The 18,952-nt window shown below is 42.1% G+C and carries 13 protein-coding genes; 9 read left to right on the top strand and 4 right to left on the bottom strand.

Annotation, left to right across the window (positions count from 1 at the left end):
- Window positions 1-53: 53 nt before the first annotated feature.
- From ACSLUK_RS10050 to ACSLUK_RS10030, 5 genes are all read left to right on the top strand, one after another.
- Window positions 54-2,690 carry a TonB-dependent receptor gene (locus ACSLUK_RS10050; protein WP_448548437.1) on the top strand — a complete coding sequence of 879 codons (2,637 nt, stop codon included), beginning with the start codon at window positions 54-56 and terminating at the stop codon, window positions 2,688-2,690.
- Window positions 2,691-2,831: 141 nt separating this feature from the next.
- On the top strand, window positions 2,832-3,881 hold the full coding sequence (locus tag ACSLUK_RS10045) for a helix-turn-helix domain-containing protein (RefSeq protein WP_448548436.1): 1,050 nt from the start codon (window positions 2,832-2,834) through the stop codon (window positions 3,879-3,881).
- Window positions 3,882-3,988: 107 nt separating this feature from the next.
- Complete coding sequence (locus ACSLUK_RS10040) at window positions 3,989-4,663, top strand: c-type cytochrome (RefSeq protein ID WP_448548435.1); 675 nt, start codon at window positions 3,989-3,991, stop codon at window positions 4,661-4,663.
- Between the two features lie 14 nt (window positions 4,664-4,677).
- Window positions 4,678-5,910, top strand: a complete 1,233-nt coding sequence (locus ACSLUK_RS10035; protein WP_448548434.1) for a cytochrome-c peroxidase — start codon at window positions 4,678-4,680, stop codon at window positions 5,908-5,910.
- Between the two features lies 1 nt (window position 5,911).
- The gene (locus ACSLUK_RS10030; RefSeq protein ID WP_448548433.1) at window positions 5,912-7,432 is read left to right on the top strand and encodes a parallel beta-helix domain-containing protein; all 1,521 of its coding nucleotides are present in this window, start codon (window positions 5,912-5,914) and stop codon (window positions 7,430-7,432) included.
- A 172-nt stretch (window positions 7,433-7,604) separates the two neighbouring features.
- Here ACSLUK_RS10030 and ACSLUK_RS10025 read toward each other — a convergent pair whose 3' ends face one another.
- Both ACSLUK_RS10025 and ACSLUK_RS10020 read right to left on the bottom strand, forming a co-directional pair.
- Window positions 7,605-9,011, bottom strand: coding sequence for an MATE family efflux transporter (locus ACSLUK_RS10025; protein ID WP_448548432.1), 1,407 nt, complete (start codon window positions 9,009-9,011; stop codon window positions 7,605-7,607).
- A 472-nt stretch (window positions 9,012-9,483) separates the two neighbouring features.
- Window positions 9,484-10,935: an NAD-dependent succinate-semialdehyde dehydrogenase gene (locus tag ACSLUK_RS10020; RefSeq protein ID WP_448548431.1), complete on the bottom strand. Its 1,452-nt coding sequence runs from the start codon at window positions 10,933-10,935 to the stop codon at window positions 9,484-9,486.
- Window positions 10,936-11,101: 166 nt separating this feature from the next.
- Here ACSLUK_RS10020 and lhpI point away from each other — a divergent pair, with 166 nt between their 5' ends.
- The 3 genes from lhpI (at window position 11,102) to ACSLUK_RS10005 (ending at window position 15,138) form a co-directional block, all read left to right on the top strand.
- Window positions 11,102-12,049: a bifunctional Delta(1)-pyrroline-2-carboxylate/Delta(1)-piperideine-2-carboxylate reductase gene (gene lhpI, locus ACSLUK_RS10015; protein WP_448548430.1), complete on the top strand. Its 948-nt coding sequence runs from the start codon at window positions 11,102-11,104 to the stop codon at window positions 12,047-12,049.
- A 17-nt stretch (window positions 12,050-12,066) separates the two neighbouring features.
- A complete protein-coding gene (locus ACSLUK_RS10010; protein ID WP_448548429.1) occupies window positions 12,067-13,368 on the top strand; it encodes an aminopeptidase P family protein in 1,302 nt (433 codons plus the stop codon).
- 204 nt (window positions 13,369-13,572) lie between these two features.
- The gene (locus ACSLUK_RS10005; protein ID WP_448548428.1) at window positions 13,573-15,138 is read left to right on the top strand and encodes a sensor histidine kinase; all 1,566 of its coding nucleotides are present in this window, start codon (window positions 13,573-13,575) and stop codon (window positions 15,136-15,138) included.
- Window positions 15,139-15,337: 199 nt separating this feature from the next.
- Here ACSLUK_RS10005 and ACSLUK_RS10000 read toward each other — a convergent pair whose 3' ends face one another.
- Both ACSLUK_RS10000 and ACSLUK_RS09995 read right to left on the bottom strand, forming a co-directional pair.
- Window positions 15,338-16,600 carry an NAD(P)/FAD-dependent oxidoreductase gene (locus ACSLUK_RS10000; RefSeq protein WP_448548427.1) on the bottom strand — a complete coding sequence of 421 codons (1,263 nt, stop codon included), beginning with the start codon at window positions 16,598-16,600 and terminating at the stop codon, window positions 15,338-15,340.
- 8 nt (window positions 16,601-16,608) lie between these two features.
- Window positions 16,609-17,634 (bottom strand): proline racemase family protein, encoded by a 1,026-nt coding sequence (locus ACSLUK_RS09995; protein ID WP_448548426.1) that lies wholly within the window; start codon window positions 17,632-17,634, stop codon window positions 16,609-16,611.
- 300 nt (window positions 17,635-17,934) lie between these two features.
- Here ACSLUK_RS09995 and ACSLUK_RS09990 point away from each other — a divergent pair, with 300 nt between their 5' ends.
- Entirely contained in the window at window positions 17,935-18,948 is a 1,014-nt protein-coding gene (locus ACSLUK_RS09990; protein ID WP_448548425.1) for a 4-hydroxyproline epimerase, read from the top strand.
- Window positions 18,949-18,952 lie beyond the last annotated feature (4 nt).

The following is an 18,952-nucleotide window of genomic DNA, read 5'->3' as shown; positions in this document are numbered from 1 at the left end:
GCATGACGATAAAAATAACAATATAACGATACGTTCGATTTGGGGAGAGCAACATGTTAAGCAGCATCCGGTTAAGTCCTTCTGCCGTATTCAACACGCATAACGCAATACGACAAAGCCACGGTAAATTAAGCCCTGTCGCGTTGGCTGTATTGTCATCCTTTGCACTGTTGTCGCAACCTGCTGCGGCTCAAGAAGCGGAAACCAGTAGCACGAAAGACATTGAAGTGGTTACCGTTACCGCGCAAAAGCGTGTACAAAATGTGCTTAAGGTTCCGGTGACTGTAGGAACGGTTAGTGCTGATTTAATCGAAGAAAGTGGCTCTGTTACGTTGAGCGATGTTGACAAATTCATTCCGGGTTTTGACTTTAGCGACAGCAATATGACTCAAGCTGGCGTGACTATGCGGGGGATTTCCAGCCCTAATATCAGCGTAGGTGGCGATCCATCATCGGCTACATTTTATGATGATGTATATATGCCGCGTGCTGCACAAAACGTGATTTTCTCTGATATGGCACGGGTGGAGGTGCTAAAAGGTCCGCAAGGTACGCTGTTTGGCCGCAATGCAGCGATGGGCGTAGTTAATATGGTACCCAATTCACCACAATCCGATTTTGAAGGCTTTATTAAAGCGACAGCTGGCACAGATGATTTGCGTCGCTATGAAGGCATGGTAAACGTTCCTCTTGCTGATAACTTCTACATGCGTGCTAATTTTCTTGGATTAACACAAGATGGCATCGTGGAAAATGTCGCAGACCCCGCATGGAATGCAGAACATAAAACTTGGGACCTTGGGGAACGAGATCATAGTGCTGCGCGCGTGTCATTTTTGTGGGATATTTCCGACAAAACTAATTTTCAACTCGCATACGATTGGGACGATCTTGAGCAAGCACCGCCTATGGCTGTAGGCATAAGTGAAACTGCATACAATAACGGCAAAACACCATTTGGTAGTAAGGCTGAAAACGATGTAAGAAATGGCGTTGAAGCTCGAGATATGTACGGATTAACGGCCAAACTCCATCATGAGTTTAACGACCAATGGTCAATGAAGTATGTGCTTAGCTATCGAGATTGGGATACGGTAAATCGTCAGGATGAAGATGGCACAGCAGACACTACACGCTATTTTGACACTTCAAACAACGAAGATTCAGACATTTTCTATACCGAGCTTCAGCTTAATTACACTAGCAAGAATATTAATGCGGTTACTGGTTTTTCATACTCGAAAGAGAAAGTGAAGCAAACGACAGAACTTAACCTCACTGCTGCGACTGCCGCACGACTAATTACCGGTGAGCTTAACAATTTCATCAAAGGTGGGATTGCTGAACAAATAGCGGCAACAATTGGCGGAAGTACCGACGCACATGCTGAAGCCGCATTTGGTCCTGACGTTACCTTTGCGGGTGCCGTAGATACTTTTTACACCCTTAGTGGCTTCCCCATGGATCATATGTGGAATAGCGACGAGTGGGCAGGGGCGTTGAATACGATGGGCTTTGGTGAAGCGATCATGGCCGCGATAGGTATGCCAGGTGTCCCGCTGACGGCTGATATCGTTGAACAAACTGGCGACCTTACTTACCAGATTGTGTCGTCACAGCTTGGAATTGCAGAAGTATTTGGCCCTAGCTTTGGCGATATGTTTTGGCAGGAAAGTGTCAACAACACTGGTGATTTCACCAATTGGGGCATATTTGCAGATGTTGACTATGCCATTAATGACAAATGGAACATCATCGCTGGACTACGTTATTCAAAAGACGAGAAGGATTTTTCTTGGTTTATTCCTCAAACGAGTTTCGCAGAAGTTGTGCCGGGTGTTGGCAATTTATTGTTCCCCGCGGTAGATATGAAAGCTTCGGACGAATGGGATAAAGTGACAGGACGCTTGGTGACTAGTTATCAAATTGACGATGAACAAATGGTGTTTGCGTCTTTTTCAACTGGCTATAAATCGGGAGGTTTTGACTCACTAGTACCTAGCACTGAATCGTTTGCGCCAGAAGATACAACTAATTATGAGTTGGGATATAAAGCGATTTTATGGCAGCAATTGGTTGCCAATGTCAGTGTCTATTATTTGGAGTTAGACAACCTACAACGTTCAGTTGATTCGAAACCGCCGGGTAGTCCGCAAGCTGTGCCAACCATTATTAACGAAGACCGAGAAATCACTGGGTTAGAATTTGATTTTAAATGGAACGTTTCTGACAGTTTAATTGTTGGCGTAGTATCTGAAATTCGCTCAACAGATAACTATTCGCCAGATTATTATAACGGTGAAGGTACACTGATAGCGGCAACCAAAACCTCATCAGACGCGGATACCAATTACACGTTCACCATTGACTGGATGCCAGATTTTGGTGTGGGTACCACGAACTTACATATCGATTATGTGTTTGTTGAAAATACCAACGCAAACGATCCGGGTTTAGAAGAATACAAAAAGGCTATCAACGAGTATTTTGCCGACACTGAAGATCTCAACGCGCGTTTATCGTGGAGCAACGATAGTGACACCTTTGAAATTGGCGTATGGGGCAAAAACATACTGGATAATCGCTATATGTTGGGCTTAGGTGGTTTAGCAGCAGAAGAGTTAGGTACACCGCATGGCCGAATAAATCGCGGTCGAGAAGTGGGTATCGATTTCAAATACAATTTTTAGCATGCGTTAATCCCTCCCGTAAAAAGAGCGCTACAGACATTGTCTTAGTGCTCTTTTTCTTCTTGTTGGTTTGAACCTCTTTGCAATTGTTTGCTTTGTGTTTAGTATAGATGTTCAAATAACAATGATTACTAGTATTAAATGGTTGAATTTCTTTCTAATTTTTCGATTTCTCAAATGCTGTTTTGTGCGCTGCTCTTATTTCCAAAGCGTAATGAAAACCCATCGATTTGGTTATACATCATTCTAATGCTTTGTGGTTGCGGTTATTTACTGAGCACATCTTTTCATCAAATATCCGATAATTCCGTGCTGTGGTGGTTAGGTTTTTGGGGCGGTAATGCCTTGCCTGGTGTGTTTTGGTTGGTAAGCTTGAGTGTGTTTGGCGATCACGTGGTATTGAAACGCTGGCAGTATGTTGTTGCCTCGCTAACTTTAATGGTGCCTTTGACTGCTACTTTATTACAGATGATATTTTCATTTGATTTGGCATCATATGAGGCGATTCATGGCTTGGTGAAATATGGAGCGTTATTGCTTGAACTAGTGTTGATTTCGCACGCATTATATATTGCGATTAGCCAGTGGCGTAATGATCTGGTAGAAGAGCGGCGCTATATTCGCGGTGGTGTTATCACCATGTCAGGGTGTTACATTATTTTTGTTATCGTTTTCGATCAGTTACTAAAAATCGATTGGCCAGCATTGGCATTATTTCAAGGCGCACTACTTGCCTTTTTGTTAACTGGCATTAACTTCTTTTTGTTTAATTTACGAGAATCCAGTTTATTCGAAACTGTATCTGTGACAAGTAATCATACAGTGAGAACTGTAAAGCCGTTGAGTAAGGAAGTGCAAAAAATTATTGATTCAATGGCGGTTGATAAACTTTATCAACAAGAGGGCATCACTATTGCGCAGTTAGCTAAGCATTTATCTATTCACGAATACAAACTTCGTAATCTGATCAATGGTGAACTGAACTATCGAAATTTTAATGATTTTCTAAACTTTTATCGTATTAAGGAAGTGACGCAAAACCTGGTTGAACCTGAATATAGTGCGACACCGGTGTTAACATTAGCACTTGAGAGCGGTTTTAGAAGTTTAAGTTCTTTCAATAAGGCATTTAAAGCTACTCATGGCTTAACACCAACCGAATATCGTAAGAAACATCTGATGGTTTCATAGTTTTCACTACGTTTTTTGAAATTCGTCAGCTTTTTTTTGTATTTCGTCAGCATTAATTTTTACCGCACATTATAGTCATCCCAACAAATAAAATTTGGGGGATGGCTGTGTCTTTAACGATTACAATAAAAATATCAAAGGCAAGGGCTAATTTAGCCAAAATAACCTTAAAAGCGTTAATCACGTGTGGATTGCTGAGCGCTTCACTCGTTACACACGCCAACACAAAACAGGAATCGAAACCGTCATCTTTTACCACCTGTATTGCCTGTCATGGTGTAAATGGTGAAGGTAATGCTGCACTAAATGCGCCTGTAATTGCCGGTCAAAGTGAAAGTTATTTGCTTCGACAATTAACGCATTTCAAAAAAGGTATTCGTGGTGCCAATCAAGATGATATCCATGGTGCAACCATGCGAGCAAGCATTCAGACGTTGAAATTAGACAACGAAATTCCAAAGTTGGCAGGCTATATCGCCCAACTTCCTGCCCCTGAGTTATCGCAAGAGCTTACGGGCGATTTGAAAAACGGAAGTCGTTATTACCAAGCCAAGTGTGGAGCCTGTCATGGCGGGCAAGCTCAGGGCAATGAAGCGTTCAAAGCACCGAGGCTTTCAGGGCAGTCAACTGAGTACTTACAGCGGCAGATGCAAAATTTCGTCAGGGGAGTTCGTGGCAGTCATCGTGAAGACAAGCTAGGGCGTCAAATGGCGATGATGGCGAAAACGGTAACTGAAGCCGAACTCAACGACATTATCTATTTCATCAGTTTGCAAAAGTAGACGGGAGCGACGAGATGGTAAGAATTATCTTGTGCATGCTTTTGGTGTTGAATGTTTCCAGCACAGTTGGCGAAGCCAGTACGCTAAAAACTCGGTTCACGTTGGCCGAGAATTGTCCGCCGAGTTTTGAGTTAACACCTGCAGGTGTTTGTCGTCTGGTTAACTTGTATCAGTTTTACGATTCTGTGCAAGGGCGTGGTGTGGGGGGCACTCAAACATCTTTACCGCCACACCGTGATGGCTTTACTCCCGCTCAAATTGATTTAGGACGCTATCTGTTTTTTGATCCAATGTTGTCCAAAGACGGCTCTCTGTCGTGTGCCAGTTGTCATCAACCAGATAAAGGGTTTAGTGATGATATGGATCGCAGTATTGGCGTGACAGGTGAAAAAGTCGGTCGCAGTGCGCCTACACTGTGGAATGTTGCTTTTGTCGATAAGTTCTTTTGGGATGCCCGAGCTAATACTTTAGAACAACAAGCTCAAGGACCTCTGTTTGATCCTAAAGAAATGGGCAATACACCAGAGCAACTACTATCAAGCTTAATGAGTAATGCCGACTACCAGCAGCTTTTTGCACAAGCATTTCCGCATTCATCAACAATTACATTAGACGACGTTTATTATGCATTGGCCGCATTTCAGTCGTCATTGATTTCGTTAAACAGCCGTTATGATCGATATGCGCATGGCGCTCACGATGCGCTGACTGACAAGGAGATAGCGGGGCTTAATGTATTTCGTTCATTTGTGGCACGCTGCGCAGAATGTCACCAGCCTCCGCTATTTACTAATAATCAAATCGCGGTAATAGGAACACCTGAACCAGAAGGCATGCGATTTGATATCGGCGCTGAAAAAACGTTCAACGCACCAAAGCTACGTGGTGGCTTTAAAGTGCCAACCTTAAGGAATATCACTAAAACTGCGCCCTATATGCATTCAGGACGCTTCAACGAGTTATCAGAAGCGGTAACGTTTTACAGCAAAGGGCGAGGGCACGCTGTGCCAAAAGGGCAGAACTTACAAATTCACTGGCACATTTGGGAGCCTAACCTTACAGAAGAGGAAATAGCTCTCATTGTAGCGTTTTTAGGCACGTTAACTGACGAAAGCTTAACACCTTCTGTGCCTGAACATGTGCCTTCTGGTTTGCCACCAATTGATAATAAAACACAGTTAATAAAATCCAGTGAATTAACAACAATAAAAAATGTCGAGCATGCGGCAATACAACACGGAGAATAATATGAGCTCAAAAAAAGTGGTCGGAGGAATTCTGGTTGTCGGTGCATTTGCCGCCGGTATGTTTTTAGGAACCAGTCAGCAATCTGCGCCTGTGATCACCAGCAGTTCTGCTGGTGCTAGCTACTCAGGTGGCTATGATCAAACGGCCGATATAGACGCCAAACCTGCTGTACGTTCTGCCGTAAGCAAAAGAACGGTTGCAGGAAGAACACATGTTGTAAATGATGGTGATTCAATTATGGCTGCTGTTAAGCTGGCGCAGCCTGGCGATACCATTCAGGTGATGCCTGGGCGCTATCATGAAACGGTTTACATTGATAAAGATGACATTCGTATCATTGGGGTGATTCAAGAAGGCCGCCGCGCCACAATGGATGGTGAAGAAAAGCTTAACGATGCTATTCTCTATTCGGGGAACAATATTGTTGTAGAAAATCTGTTAATCACGAAATACAAAGGCAATGCTATTATGGGGCAGGCCGGTAATAACTTTGAAATTCGTAATAATGTGATTGTTGATACTGGCGTCTATGGTATCTTTCCTCAACTCGGCAAAAATGGCATCGTTGAGCATAACGTTATTTCAGGTATTGAAGATGCCGCTATTTATGTCGGTATGAGTGATAACATTCATGTTGCCCATAATGAAGTATTTGATAGTGTAGCGGGAATTGAAATTGAAAATTCGCGTCATGCCATTGTTGAAAATAACTATGTCCACAACAACACTGGCGGTATTCTCGCATTTATCACACCAGGCCTTCCGGTAAAAACAACGTATGATGTCATAATTCGCAATAACTTTATTGTCGATAACAATACGGCCAACTTCGGTGCTCCGGGCTCAACGGTTGCTGGAATTCCTGCTGGCACGGGGATATTGATAATGGCGGCTGATGAAGTCATCGTTGAAGGTAATATTATTTCAAATAATAAAACGGCTGGCATTATTATCACTGACCATCAAAATGCTCCCAATACCACTATTGATCCTGAATCTGATCCTGCGCCCGACAAAGTGATGATTCTTGATAACTTAATGCTAAATAATGGCTTTGATACGATAGATGAAGCCAAGGCGTTAATGTTAACCGAGTTCAAGCAAGGTAACCCTGACATAGTGCGTGTAGGCGTGAGCCGTGATAGTTGTATTATCAATAGACATCGCTATGTCACTGTCGGCGTTAATGATTGGCAAGAGTGTGGCTTTACCAATACGGCTGCAATCGATAGTTATATTTTGGATGAACCAGTAGCACCTCGAGTGATAAAACCAGAAGAGCGCGGTAAAACGGCTTATCTAGGTATTTGTGCAGGCTGCCACACATATACCGGCCGCATGATTGGGCCACCGGTACAGATTATCCAAGCATTATACATGGACAACCCACAAGGGCTTGCCAACTGGATAGCTAGGCCAACGAAAAAACGTGATGATTATCCTGAAATGCCGCCACAAAATTATCTTGACGAAGAAACAAGATTGGCTGTGGCTGAGTACATGCTTACTGTTACTAATTAACACGAATCTATAGTAAGAAAAAGCTGACGTCATGACGACGTCAGCTAGAGTAAATGGGAGCAGGAAAGTCGAAGTTTTGCTCTCATTTTATTCGACCTAAGTATTTGCAAAGGTACTTAGATCAAATCCTGTGTTGAATAATGATTCATTTCATTATGCTATCTTATTTTGGTCAAATGGTTTTTAGTTTCCAATGACCTTTCTTAAATACCCACACGCCAACGAGTGCCAATAGACTTTGTGACAATGTTATAGCCACAAATACACCTGTTGGTCCAAGCCCAGCGTAGTTAGCTAAAGCATAAGCTAGCGGAATTTGGATGAGCCAATAACAAAAAAAGTTAATTTTAGTTGGCGTCATGGTATCACCAGCACCATTAAAGGCTTGTACAACGATCATGCCAATGGCAAAGAATCCGTAACCGTAACTGATATAGCGTAAGCACGCGACACCATATTCAATTACCACAGGATCCGTCGTAAAGAGGCCTACAATAGCTTTCGGTATAATAATAAATACCAGCGCAACACTTATTAGGAAGTAGACATTATATTTAGCGATTCGCCAAACCGATTGTTCAGCTCTATCTGGTTGGCCTGCCCCTAAGTTTTGCCCTACCAAAGTGGCGACCGCGTTACTGAGTCCCCATGCAGGTAATATAGTGAACATAATGATGCGAATTGCTATGGTATAGCCAGCTACTGCATCACTGCCATATGTAGAAACAATGCGCACCAAGGCTATCCAACTCGCCGTGCCGATAAGAAATTGCACCACACCGCCAAATGAAACCGATAGTAACTGCCAACCGACTTTTACGTTTAGTGCTAAGTGGTTCAAACCAACTTTAATTTTCCCGGCATAACCAAACAAATGGATAAGTTGATAGGCTACACCTACGCCTCGTCCTATGTTCGTTGCGATAGCTGCGCCAGCTAACCCCATTTCTGGAAACGGACCAATACCGTATATGAGCATAGGATCAAGCACGATATTTATACCATTGGCTAGCCATAATGAGCGCATTGCGATAGATGCATCACCAGCGCCTCTAAATATGGCGTTAATCAAAAACAGATAGACAATGGTTATCGAGCCTGTGAGCATTATGCTGGTGTAGCTTTTTCCTGAAGCGATTAGACTCTCGCTAGCCCCCATCATTGCAAGAATGTTCTCTGCATAGTTTAAGCCGATAAAGCCAACGACTAGCGCGACGAACAAACCAATCCATAATGTTTGACCTGCGACAATGTCAGCCTGCTCGACGTTTTTCTCGCCGTAACGTCTAGCAATGGTTGCAGTTACTGCCATACTTAGCCCAATGGCTATTGCATAGAGTAGCGTTAACACAGCTTCGGTTAAGCCCACTACGGCTACTGCCTCGGCACCAAGTCCAGAGACAAAAAAGATGTCGGTAATCGCGAAAATCGATTCCATCAACATTTCCAGTACCATAGGTACAGCCAGTAAAAATGCCGCTACGCCGATTGAACCTTGAGTTAGATCTTTATGGTCGCCTTTTATGGCGCGCTTGAATAAATGTAAAATACCTTGTTTTTCTTGAATAGTAGTTGTCACTTCTTATGACCCTCTCGGCATTGCTATGCCGACAATATATATACACAACAAAAGTACTTGGCAGATGCCAAATATGTACAATTGAACTTTCAAATTGCTAATTGTTGGGGGCAAAACGGTCGGGAATAAGTTGAACTATAGTGTCAATAGCTCACACGCCCTGGACAGAGCCAAAGCACTTATAATCTGCGAATGTTGTTTTGCGAGTTATGGTTTAACAGCTAAAGCCTATAAAACACACAAATGACCCAGAGAGCACAATATCTGCATTAGCAATGATCGAAAGATGTGAATTGTTCATTTTCTCGCTCTCCAGTGAATGAGTAGACGCTAAGCATTGCAACATCATGGTCACAAGTCAACGATTTTTTTAACGAGTTTGTGATATTTGTTAGGTAGGAAGGGGAGTGTTGCTAATTCCCCTTTGACTGAACTTATCGATTAACTGCATTTTAAAAGCAGTCAGAAGAGGCTACTGACCACCAATACATACATATTTTATTGCCATGTAATCATCTAATCCGTACTTTGAACCTTCTCTTCCATAACCTGATTGTTTTATACCACCAAATGGTGCAACAGTGTTTGAAATCATGGTGTCATTAGCGCCAACCATGCCATATTCCAGTGCCTCAGACACTTTAAATAATCGCTGAATGTTTTGTGTGTAAAAGTAACTTGCTAAGCCAAAGTTTGTATCGTTGGCGAAATTGACGACTTGCTCGTCATCATTAAAAGGGATTAGTGGCAGTACTGGTCCGAAGATTTCCTGTTGAGTAATCGCAGTGCCATGTGACACATTACTAAGAATAGTTGGAGGGTAAAAGCTATCTTCTGGCTGATGGCTTAAACTGCCAAATTCAACTTTCGCCCCCTCATTGATCGCGTTTGACACCATATCGTGAACTTTTTTTGCGGCTGAATCATGGATAAGGCAGCCCAAATTATTGCGTTTATCTTCACCACTTCCTTGTTTTAAGGTTTGCACTAAAGCAATGAGTTTGTCGGTAAATGCTGAATGAATACGGTGATGCACATAGATGCGATTTGGGCTGATGCACGTTTGGCCACAGTTTCTAAATTTTGCATTAAACAGTGCTTGGGCAGCGGCATCCAAATCGGCATCTTCAAATACAATAAACGGAGCATTGCCCCCTAACTCCATAGAAACACGCTTTACTGTGCTTGCACATTGTTCCGTCAGAATCTTTCCTGTTTGCGTTGATCCTGTAAACGTGAATTTAGCGATGTCTGGGTGTGATGTAAGCACGCGGCCAATTTGGGCAGCATTGGTGCCTATAACTACGTTAAATAAGCCTTTTGGCATGCCCGCGTCAATCGCTAACTTTGCGAGTGCCAGTGCAGACAATGGCGTTTCTGCGGCAGGTTTAACCACAAAGGAACAGCCAGCAGCAAACGCAGCCGCTGCTTTTCGGGTAATCATTGCGCTAGGGAAATTCCAAGGTGTAATAGCAGCAACAACACCTACAGGTTGTTTAATTGTTAACATGCGTTTGTCGTTGCTCGGCGATTGGATGACATCACCATAAACACGCTTACCTTCTTCGGCAAACCATTCGATAAATGAATTCCCGTAGAGGATTTCGCCACGGGCATCAGACAAGGTTTTTCCCTGTTCACGTGTCAAAATTAGTGCAAGATCGTGGCTGTTCTTCGCGATTAAATCGTGCCACTTGTGCAGTATTTTGGCACGTGTGTGGGCATCTTGCTTTTGCCAGTCTCGCTGCGCTGATTTAGAGGTTTGTATGGCAAGCTCTAGTTGTCCGTCTGTAACTTCACTCATCGTTGCAATACATTCATTTGTTGCGGGATTGACAACATCAAAGTGTTCATTGGAAGTACAGGGCTCGCCGTTAATAATTGAATGGTGAATGAGTAACGTAGAATTTGCTAAATCGTTCATCTGATTTTCCTTCCTAAAAGAACACATTTTAAGAACACACTTTGATAGCCACATTATACCAATCAATATGGCAGGCATAAGTCTAAAGGAGTGTTTTATTTTTGTATACAGTATGCAATAATCTGGCGGTATTATCTATTGTTAAAGAATCTGAATGAGACAAACTATGTTGACTATAAATGCTGCCAATGTGAACGAAGCACTTTCGTTTCCCCAACTAGTGGATGCCTTGCAGAGCGACTTCGCTTCAAATGTAACGGTGCCACCAAGGTTGCACTTTGATATGGAAAACCCTAAAGCAAGTAGAGAAACTACGTTGTTGATGATGCCAGCTTGGCAATCAGGTGATGTTGCAGGTATTAAGCTTGTCACCGTTGCACCTGAAAATAGTCAAAAAGGTTTGCCTTCAATTCAGGGAACTTACTTACTGCTAGATGTGGATACGGGGAGTATGAAAGCCATGATGGATGCTCCATCACTCACTGCAAAACGCACAGCGGCTGCCTCAGCACTAGCGTCGCGTTTTCTTTCACGCGAAAACAGTGAAGTGTTGTTTATAGTAGGTACGGGAACCCTTGCGCCTCAACTCATTGCTTCGCATTGCAGTGTACGCCCTATTAAACAAGTCTACGTGTGGGGTAGAAGTGTTGAAAAAGCTGAGAATATTTGTCGTCAGGTGGCGCATCTTGATATTGAAGTGACGCCAATTGACTCAATCGAACAAGGTGTAGCAAAAGCTGACATTATTTCGTGCGCCACACTTAGTCAGGAGCCTTTGATATTTGGACAATGGTTAAAGGAAGGGCAGCATTTGGATATGGTAGGTGCTTATCGTCCTGATATGCGCGAAATGGATGATGAGTGCTTAACGCGTAGTAGGGTATTTATTGACAACTTTGAAGGTGCTTTACGTGAAACGGGTGACATTGCAATTCCTTTGCAAAATGGCGTAATTACACGTCAGGATATTGAGGCGGATTTGTTTGGGTTGTGCCGTAATGAGTTTCAAATGACCCGAAAAAATAGCGATATTACCGTTTTCAAGTCTGTAGGACATGCGCTTGAAGATTTGTCTGCAGCAAAGCTTGTTTATCAATTTAATGCCAATAGCTAGATTTTGGAGGTAGTACTGTGAACGTTTTTCAACAGCGTAGAAAGCGACTATATCAGGATTTCGATCAGCAAAGTGTCATCATTATTGTCGGCAATACGCAAAAAGTACGTAGCAAAAACATTAAGTACCATTTTAGACCTGATAACGACCTTTTTTATTATACTGGATTTGCCGAACCTAATGCGGTTGCAGTACTGCGTCCTCATCATGATGAACCATTTGCCATGTTTGTTCGAGGAAAAGATGCTGCCGCAGAGGTTAGTTTTGGAGAACGAGCGGGCGAGCAGGGAGTGTTGGAGAAATATGCTGCTGACGTAGCATTCGATATCGAAAAAATATTTACGGTGTTGCCTCAATTACTCGAAGAGCGCACAAAAGTTTACTACTTGGACGAACAAGAGGTTTATGCAAACAACATTCTTGGATGGATAGCCCACCAACGCAGAAATTCCGGTTTTGATGTAATAAAGCACTATCGTCAACTGTTGCCGTTCCAACCTTATACACATAACAAACGTGTCATTAAAGATGCAGCAGAAATAACCCCCATTCGTCATGCTGTTGAGGCATCTGTTCATGCACACAAACAAGTGATGAAAAGTTGTCGTTCAGGCGTTAATGAAGCACAACTGGCGGCTTTGTTTGACTTTGAAATTGCAAAGTACGGGTGTCAGGATGTCTCTTACCCTTCGATTGTTGCGGGTGGAAATAATGGTTGTTGTCTACATTATGAAGAAAATAACTGTGAACTTAATGATGGCCAAATGTTACTAATTGATGCGGGTGCTGAGTATCAATATTATTGTGCTGATATTACACGAACCTACCCAATTAATGGCAAGTTTAATGATGCACAAAAGACCATTTATCAATTAGTCTTGTTAGCACTTGATAGCGCTATTTCTCAGATCAAGCCAGGGGTAAGTTGGGATGTAATTTACCAAGTCTGCGTTGAGGTGATGACCAAGGGCTTAATTGAATTGGGTATTCTCAAATGCAGTTTTGAGCAGGCATTGGCATCAGAAGCTTACCGCAAATTTACGGTCCATAAAACAGGCCATTGGCTAGGTATGGATGTACATGATGTTGGCGCTTATCATGATGCAAATGGCGAATGGATACTGTTGGCAGAAAACATGGTGTTTACGATTGAACCCGGCATTTATATTCCTGAAGATTGTCTGGACGTAGAAGATAAATGGCGTGGTATCGCCGTGCGCATTGAGGACGATATATTGGTGACAGCCGACGGTTGTGAAAACTTATCAAGGGATGTGCCAAGAACGGTTGAAGAAATCGAGGCATGGATGGCAAGCTAAACTCATGCTGTTTACATCGTTATTTTTTACTTATCAAATTGTTAAAGTTAGTTGAATGACAATAATTATCGCTAAAAATTATAAAATACCTTTGCATTGCAAAGGTATTTTATTGACATTCAAAGGCTTGGCTATTTTAATTAAAGGAGTGCTATAAATCGCCAGAGTGTAACTTGTTCAAAAACAACCTGAAATAAGGGCTCAATGGATAACACCGTCTCATTTAACAATAAGCTAAGCCGACGCGTATTGATTTACATCCTGTTATGTAGCTCAATATTGTCTGTTGCTTCTACCATTATCCAACTTTATGTGAGTTATCAATCAGGTATTGCTGATCTTAACCAGCAATTTGACAACATCGAAACTAGTTATATTCAGTCTATCTCTACCAGCCTTTGGGACTTTAACGAACCATTAGTTCAACAACAAATTCAAGGTATCGTGAAGTTACCTAATATTCGCTTTGTGAAAATCACCACAGGATTTGGCAAGGTATATCAATATGGCGATGAAAATACCGAGGCGATGAAAGTTGTCGAATATCCGATAAAATACGGGGAAAATGATATTGGTAATTTGGTTATTTTGGCCAATTACGAAGATATAAATAACAGTATTAAGCAGCAAGCCGGATTCATTGTTTTATCTGAGTTTGTAAAAACCTTTATTGTTGCATTTTTTATCATGTTTATCGTGCATTGGTTAGTGACACGACATATCTACAATATTACCCACTATTCGAAAAACGTAAAAGGCGATAACCTCGATACCCCATTAATGTTGCAAGGTCGCTCTGCGTCGAAAGATGAATTAGATGATTTGGTTGATGCAATAAATAATATGCGCATTGCGTTAAAAAATGACATTGTAAAACTAGAGCAGGCTGAGAACGCATTAATCAATCTGAATGCCGAATTAGAAATAAAGGTATACGACAGAACGGCTAAATTAGCAGCCAGTAACCAGCAATTACAGCAATCACTTGATGATTTAACGCTAGCAAAAGATCAACTAGTACAATCTGAAAAAATGGCGTCACTTGGGCAACTAGTGGCTGGGGTCGCGCATGAAGTTAATACGCCACTCGGTATTTGTGTGACTTCTATTACGGCGTTAAAAGAGAAAGTAGGCGATTTACTGCGTTCTGTTGAAGAAGAAAACTTAACTAAATCCCAGTTAACGAATACATTAAAACTACTCATTGAGTATCAACAAATTATCGAGAGAAGTTTAAATAAAGCGGTAGATTTGATACGTGGTTTTAAATCTGTCGCGGTAGAGCAACATACAGATCCTGAGCTCAGCATTAATTTAGCACAGCATGTTAATGACGTAGTCAATACGGTGAAAACGTTATTCAAACGTAAAAATTACACCATCAATTTATCACTTGATAAGGAGCTTAATATTGTGACTTATCCAAGTGCGTGGAACCAAATTCTAACGAATTTTCTAACTAACTCTCATGTCCATGGTTTTGAAGATCGTGACAGCGGCGAGATTAATATTTCGTTTGTTGAAAGTGATGGCTATCTGACGCTGTTGTACAGTGACGATGGTAAAGGCATGACGGCAGACGTAAAAAGCAAAGTGTTTGATCCTTTTGTTACTACTAAGCGTGGGCAAGGAGGAAGCGGGCTTGGTATGAATATAGTTTTCAACCTTGTTAATACCAAGCTTGGCGGTACGATTCGTTGCTTGGATACCGCAGTAGGAACGGCATTTGAAGTGAAAGTACCCATCATAAAAAGCGATATGGTTGATTAATTAAGTACGTCGCTTCGAAATAAAAATCTTACCATTATCTTGATGAATTTTCTCATTTTTGAACGCTTAGCCATTAAGCTAGTTGTTGAGATTGGCTAAAAGAAAGAAAAATGCCAATAGCTCTGATAGGGAGATGTGCTATTGGCATAAAAACGACAATCGTTTTTAAAGTGGTTTTGAATGATCCTAGTTTAAGTGGTTAATTAAACCTGTTGATATTAAAAGGCGCTAAATCAATATCAGTTGGGGACTCATTAATGAGTTGACCAATCAACTTACCCGTTATTGCACCTAATGTGAGTCCGAGGTGTTGATGTCCCAGAGCCAAATAAATATGTTCATGGTGAGGTGCTTGTCCAATAATGGGCAAAGAATCAGGTAGCGATGGTCGTGATCCCATCCATCGTTGTCCTTCTTTTGCATGGTTTTTATCATAAACAGGAATGGTTTTAACAACGTGTTTGGCATTGTCAAAAAGCTTATCTGCACGCTCCATATTTGCGGGATGTTCAAGTCCGGCAAATTCGACGGTACCTGCCAATCTTAATCCGTGGCTCATGGGAGTCATAATAAAACGACGTTCCGCAGAGGCGACAGGACGATGTAATAAAGGCTGATCAGAATCACAAGCCAAATCTAGGCTATAACCTCGTTCTGCCTCAATGGGAAGTTTGTACCCCAGCGGCTTTAACAGTGCTTTGGACCAAACGCCACATGCTATGACAATTCTATCAAATTTGATTTCTTTGCTACCGTTTGAAAGCATCACGTTTTGCGGCGTATGCGTAATAGATTCAACATCAAATTGTTTGAAAGTAGTACCATTTCGCTGACAATAGTCTGCGATGGCATGGCAAACCTGATAAGGGCTAGAGGTATGACCGACATCAGTAAAGTACAAAGCATGCTGTATGGTGTCGACAAGATTTGGTTCTAATGCCAATGCTTGTTCTCTATTTAACAGCTTTACAGCAATTCCCGCATTCTTATAGTGGCGATAATGTGCTTCAACCTGTTCTATCGGTGTATTTTCAAAAACCAATAAACTGCCTTGTAATATCAGTAGCTCACTGGCGTTTGCAGTTTTTAATCTTTCTTGGTAACTAGCAATAGCAAGTGCATTAATTGCTTGAAGTGCTGCTTTGTTATGTTGCCTTTTGGCAGCAAACATATTGGTAATAAACTTGATAAACCAAGGTAGTGCTTTAGGAATATAACCAGGTCTCAGGGCAACGGGACCTAAAGGATCTAGCAGCATTTTAGGTAGTTGAGGCAGTAATGAAAACTCAGCCAATGGAAATACTTGCTCAGTAGCAAAATGACCAGCATTGCCTTTTGAGCATTCTTCCCCTATGCCATTTCGGTCAAGCAATGTTACTTGGTGTCCTAGAGATTGAAGTTCTGCCGCGCAATTGACACCGATTATACCTGCGCCAATTACACCAATATTGAGTTTTTTCATCGAGCTTGCTACCTCAGTAAGAAACCTTGTGGAAAGATATCATTTTGCTGAAGAACAAATGTATGACTGCCAGTAATAAATGAGCGCCCCGAAACACGTGGGATAACGGCCGCTTCTCCGTAGTAGTCAACTGCCTCTGTATACGACACCGTCATGCGCCCCCCGACAATGCTCTCGATAATAACGGGTTGACTAGCCTTAATGCCTTCTTGCGATTTTAGTAGAGCGATGCGACCTGAAACGCCAGTACCCGTTGGCGATCTATCGACCTCACCGTCAGCAAAAATGCATACGTGTTTAGAGTGTGCGTCGCTGCCAATGTTTTTCTTACTATAGAAAATTGTGCCGTATAAGAAACTTAAATCTGCTTCGATTGGGTGGGTAATGGTGTAGTTTTCAATTACAGCCTGTTTAATGGCTTTACCAAGTTTGATGAGTTGCTGCTGATTTTCTGGTTCACAGCTAACATTAAGAGCGTCTGCATCTACATAAGCATAATAGGCGCCACCAAATGCAATGTCATAAGTAACTTCACCCAATTCATCAATATCAACCTTTTGCTGCTGCGCCACGATAAATGAAGGGACGTTATCAAAACTTACGGTGAGCTGCGCATTGTCGTCACGTTGTGCGTAAGCACGAATAAGTCCAGCTGGCGCGTCAATCACAATTGCTTGCTCAGGTGAGGGCATTGCAAGCGCTTCTGTTTCGATGGCAGTGGCTACTGCGGCAATAATGCCATGACCGCACATACTGCTATAGCCTTCGTTATGCATGAATAAAATGCCAAAATCTGCGTCAGGCGTACATGGTTCTGTAATAATCGCACCATACATATCGGCATGACCACGCGGTTCATACATTAACAGCTCGCGTAAATGGTCTAATTCATGTTTTAAATAGTGACGTTTTTCTAAGATAGTTGTGCCAATGATAGCCGGATATCCCTGCGTGATGATACGAAGTGGCTCACCTTCAGTGTGTGCATCAATAGTGTTAATGCTATGTTTTACTTTGAGTTTATCTAAGCTCATGTACATTGCCAGCCCCCTTAAATTAGCTTTTTTACACATTGGACTTGTATGAATGGAAATATTGTATACAATATGCGATATTATTTCTAGAAAATCTTTTGATTGTATTTTTTTAAAGTCTAAACATTATGATTTACATTAACTGGCAAGGTGTTTACCCAGCAGCAACTACACAGTATAACGATGGCCTGTCGATCAACTTCGACTCGTCAAAATAATGGTTGATACTCTTTAAGCAGAGTCACCGGCTTTCTTCATATAATTAACACTGATATTTTCAGCTTAAAAGATAGGTAGTACATGATTAAAGGTACATTTTTTTGTATCGATGCGCATACTTGCGGTAATCCCGTTAGATTGGTAACAAGTGGTCACCCGAATTTACAAGGACGCACGATGAGCGAGAAGCGACAAGACTTTCTCGAAAACTATGATTGGATTAGACAAGGATTGATGTTTGAGCCTCGGGGACACGATATGATGTCAGGATCATTCTTATACCCACCTTGTACTGAAGGAGCTGATGCTTCGATTCTTTTTATCGAAACATCGGGGTGTTTGCCAATGTGTGGACACGGAACTATCGGTACAGTGACGGCAGCGCTGGAAAATGGGCTTATTTCTCCGCGTCACCCAGGAAAGCTTATATTAGATGTGCCAGCGGGAGTGATTGAAATCGAATATGAAATGATTGATGAAAAGGTTAAATCAGTCAAGATTCATAATGTAGCCGCCTATCTGGCACATCAAGACAAATTGCTGGATATCCCTGGGCTGGGCCAACTTAAAGTTGATGTTTCATATGGTGGTAATTACTACGTGATTGTTGAGCCACAAGAAAACTTTCCAGGCATTGACCAATGGTCGGCAAACGACATTCTGCATTGGAGTCCAATTGTTCGCCAAGTCGCGCAGCAAACACTCAAATGTGTGCACCCTGAGGATCCAACTGTGTGTGGTATTTCTCACGTATTATGGACGGGGCAACCACAACAGGCCGATTCAGATGCGGCCAATGCCGTGTTCTATGGCGACAAAGCGATTGACCGTTCACCATGTGGTACTGGCACAAGCGCACGTATGGCGCAACTTTATGCTAAAGGTTTACTGAAAAAAGGTGATGAGTTCGTCCACGAGAGCTATATCGGTAGTCAGTTTGTTGGCCGCGTTGAAGATGTAGTCTCGCTACAAGGCACAAACGGCATAATCGAAGCGATTAAGCCGAGCATTCAAGGATGGGCGAAGGTATTTGGCAAGAACTGCATAACGATTGATGACGACGATCCTTATGCATTTGGCTTTGTTGTGAAATAACACA

This window comes from Thalassotalea fusca, from assembly GCF_053485835.1.
Note: the sequence above shows the minus strand (reverse complement) of the source record. Positions and strands in the feature narration are given on the sequence as shown.

Coding starts and splice junctions, on each gene's coding strand:
- ACSLUK_RS10000 (WP_448548427.1), bottom strand. CDS start 16,600: ATGAAAAAACTCAATATTGGTGTAATTGGCGCAGGTATAATCGGTGTC.
- ACSLUK_RS10030 (WP_448548433.1), top strand. CDS start 5,912: ATGAGCTCAAAAAAAGTGGTCGGAGGAATTCTGGTTGTCGGTGCATTT.
- ACSLUK_RS10035 (WP_448548434.1), top strand. CDS start 4,678: ATGGTAAGAATTATCTTGTGCATGCTTTTGGTGTTGAATGTTTCCAGC.
- ACSLUK_RS09995 (WP_448548426.1), bottom strand. CDS start 17,634: ATGAGCTTAGATAAACTCAAAGTAAAACATAGCATTAACACTATTGAT.
- ACSLUK_RS10050 (WP_448548437.1), top strand. CDS start 54: ATGTTAAGCAGCATCCGGTTAAGTCCTTCTGCCGTATTCAACACGCAT.
- ACSLUK_RS10020 (WP_448548431.1), bottom strand. CDS start 10,935: ATGAACGATTTAGCAAATTCTACGTTACTCATTCACCATTCAATTATT.
- lhpI (WP_448548430.1), top strand. CDS start 11,102: ATGTTGACTATAAATGCTGCCAATGTGAACGAAGCACTTTCGTTTCCC.
- ACSLUK_RS10045 (WP_448548436.1), top strand. CDS start 2,832: ATGGTTGAATTTCTTTCTAATTTTTCGATTTCTCAAATGCTGTTTTGT.
- ACSLUK_RS09990 (WP_448548425.1), top strand. CDS start 17,935: ATGATTAAAGGTACATTTTTTTGTATCGATGCGCATACTTGCGGTAAT.
- ACSLUK_RS10005 (WP_448548428.1), top strand. CDS start 13,573: ATGGATAACACCGTCTCATTTAACAATAAGCTAAGCCGACGCGTATTG.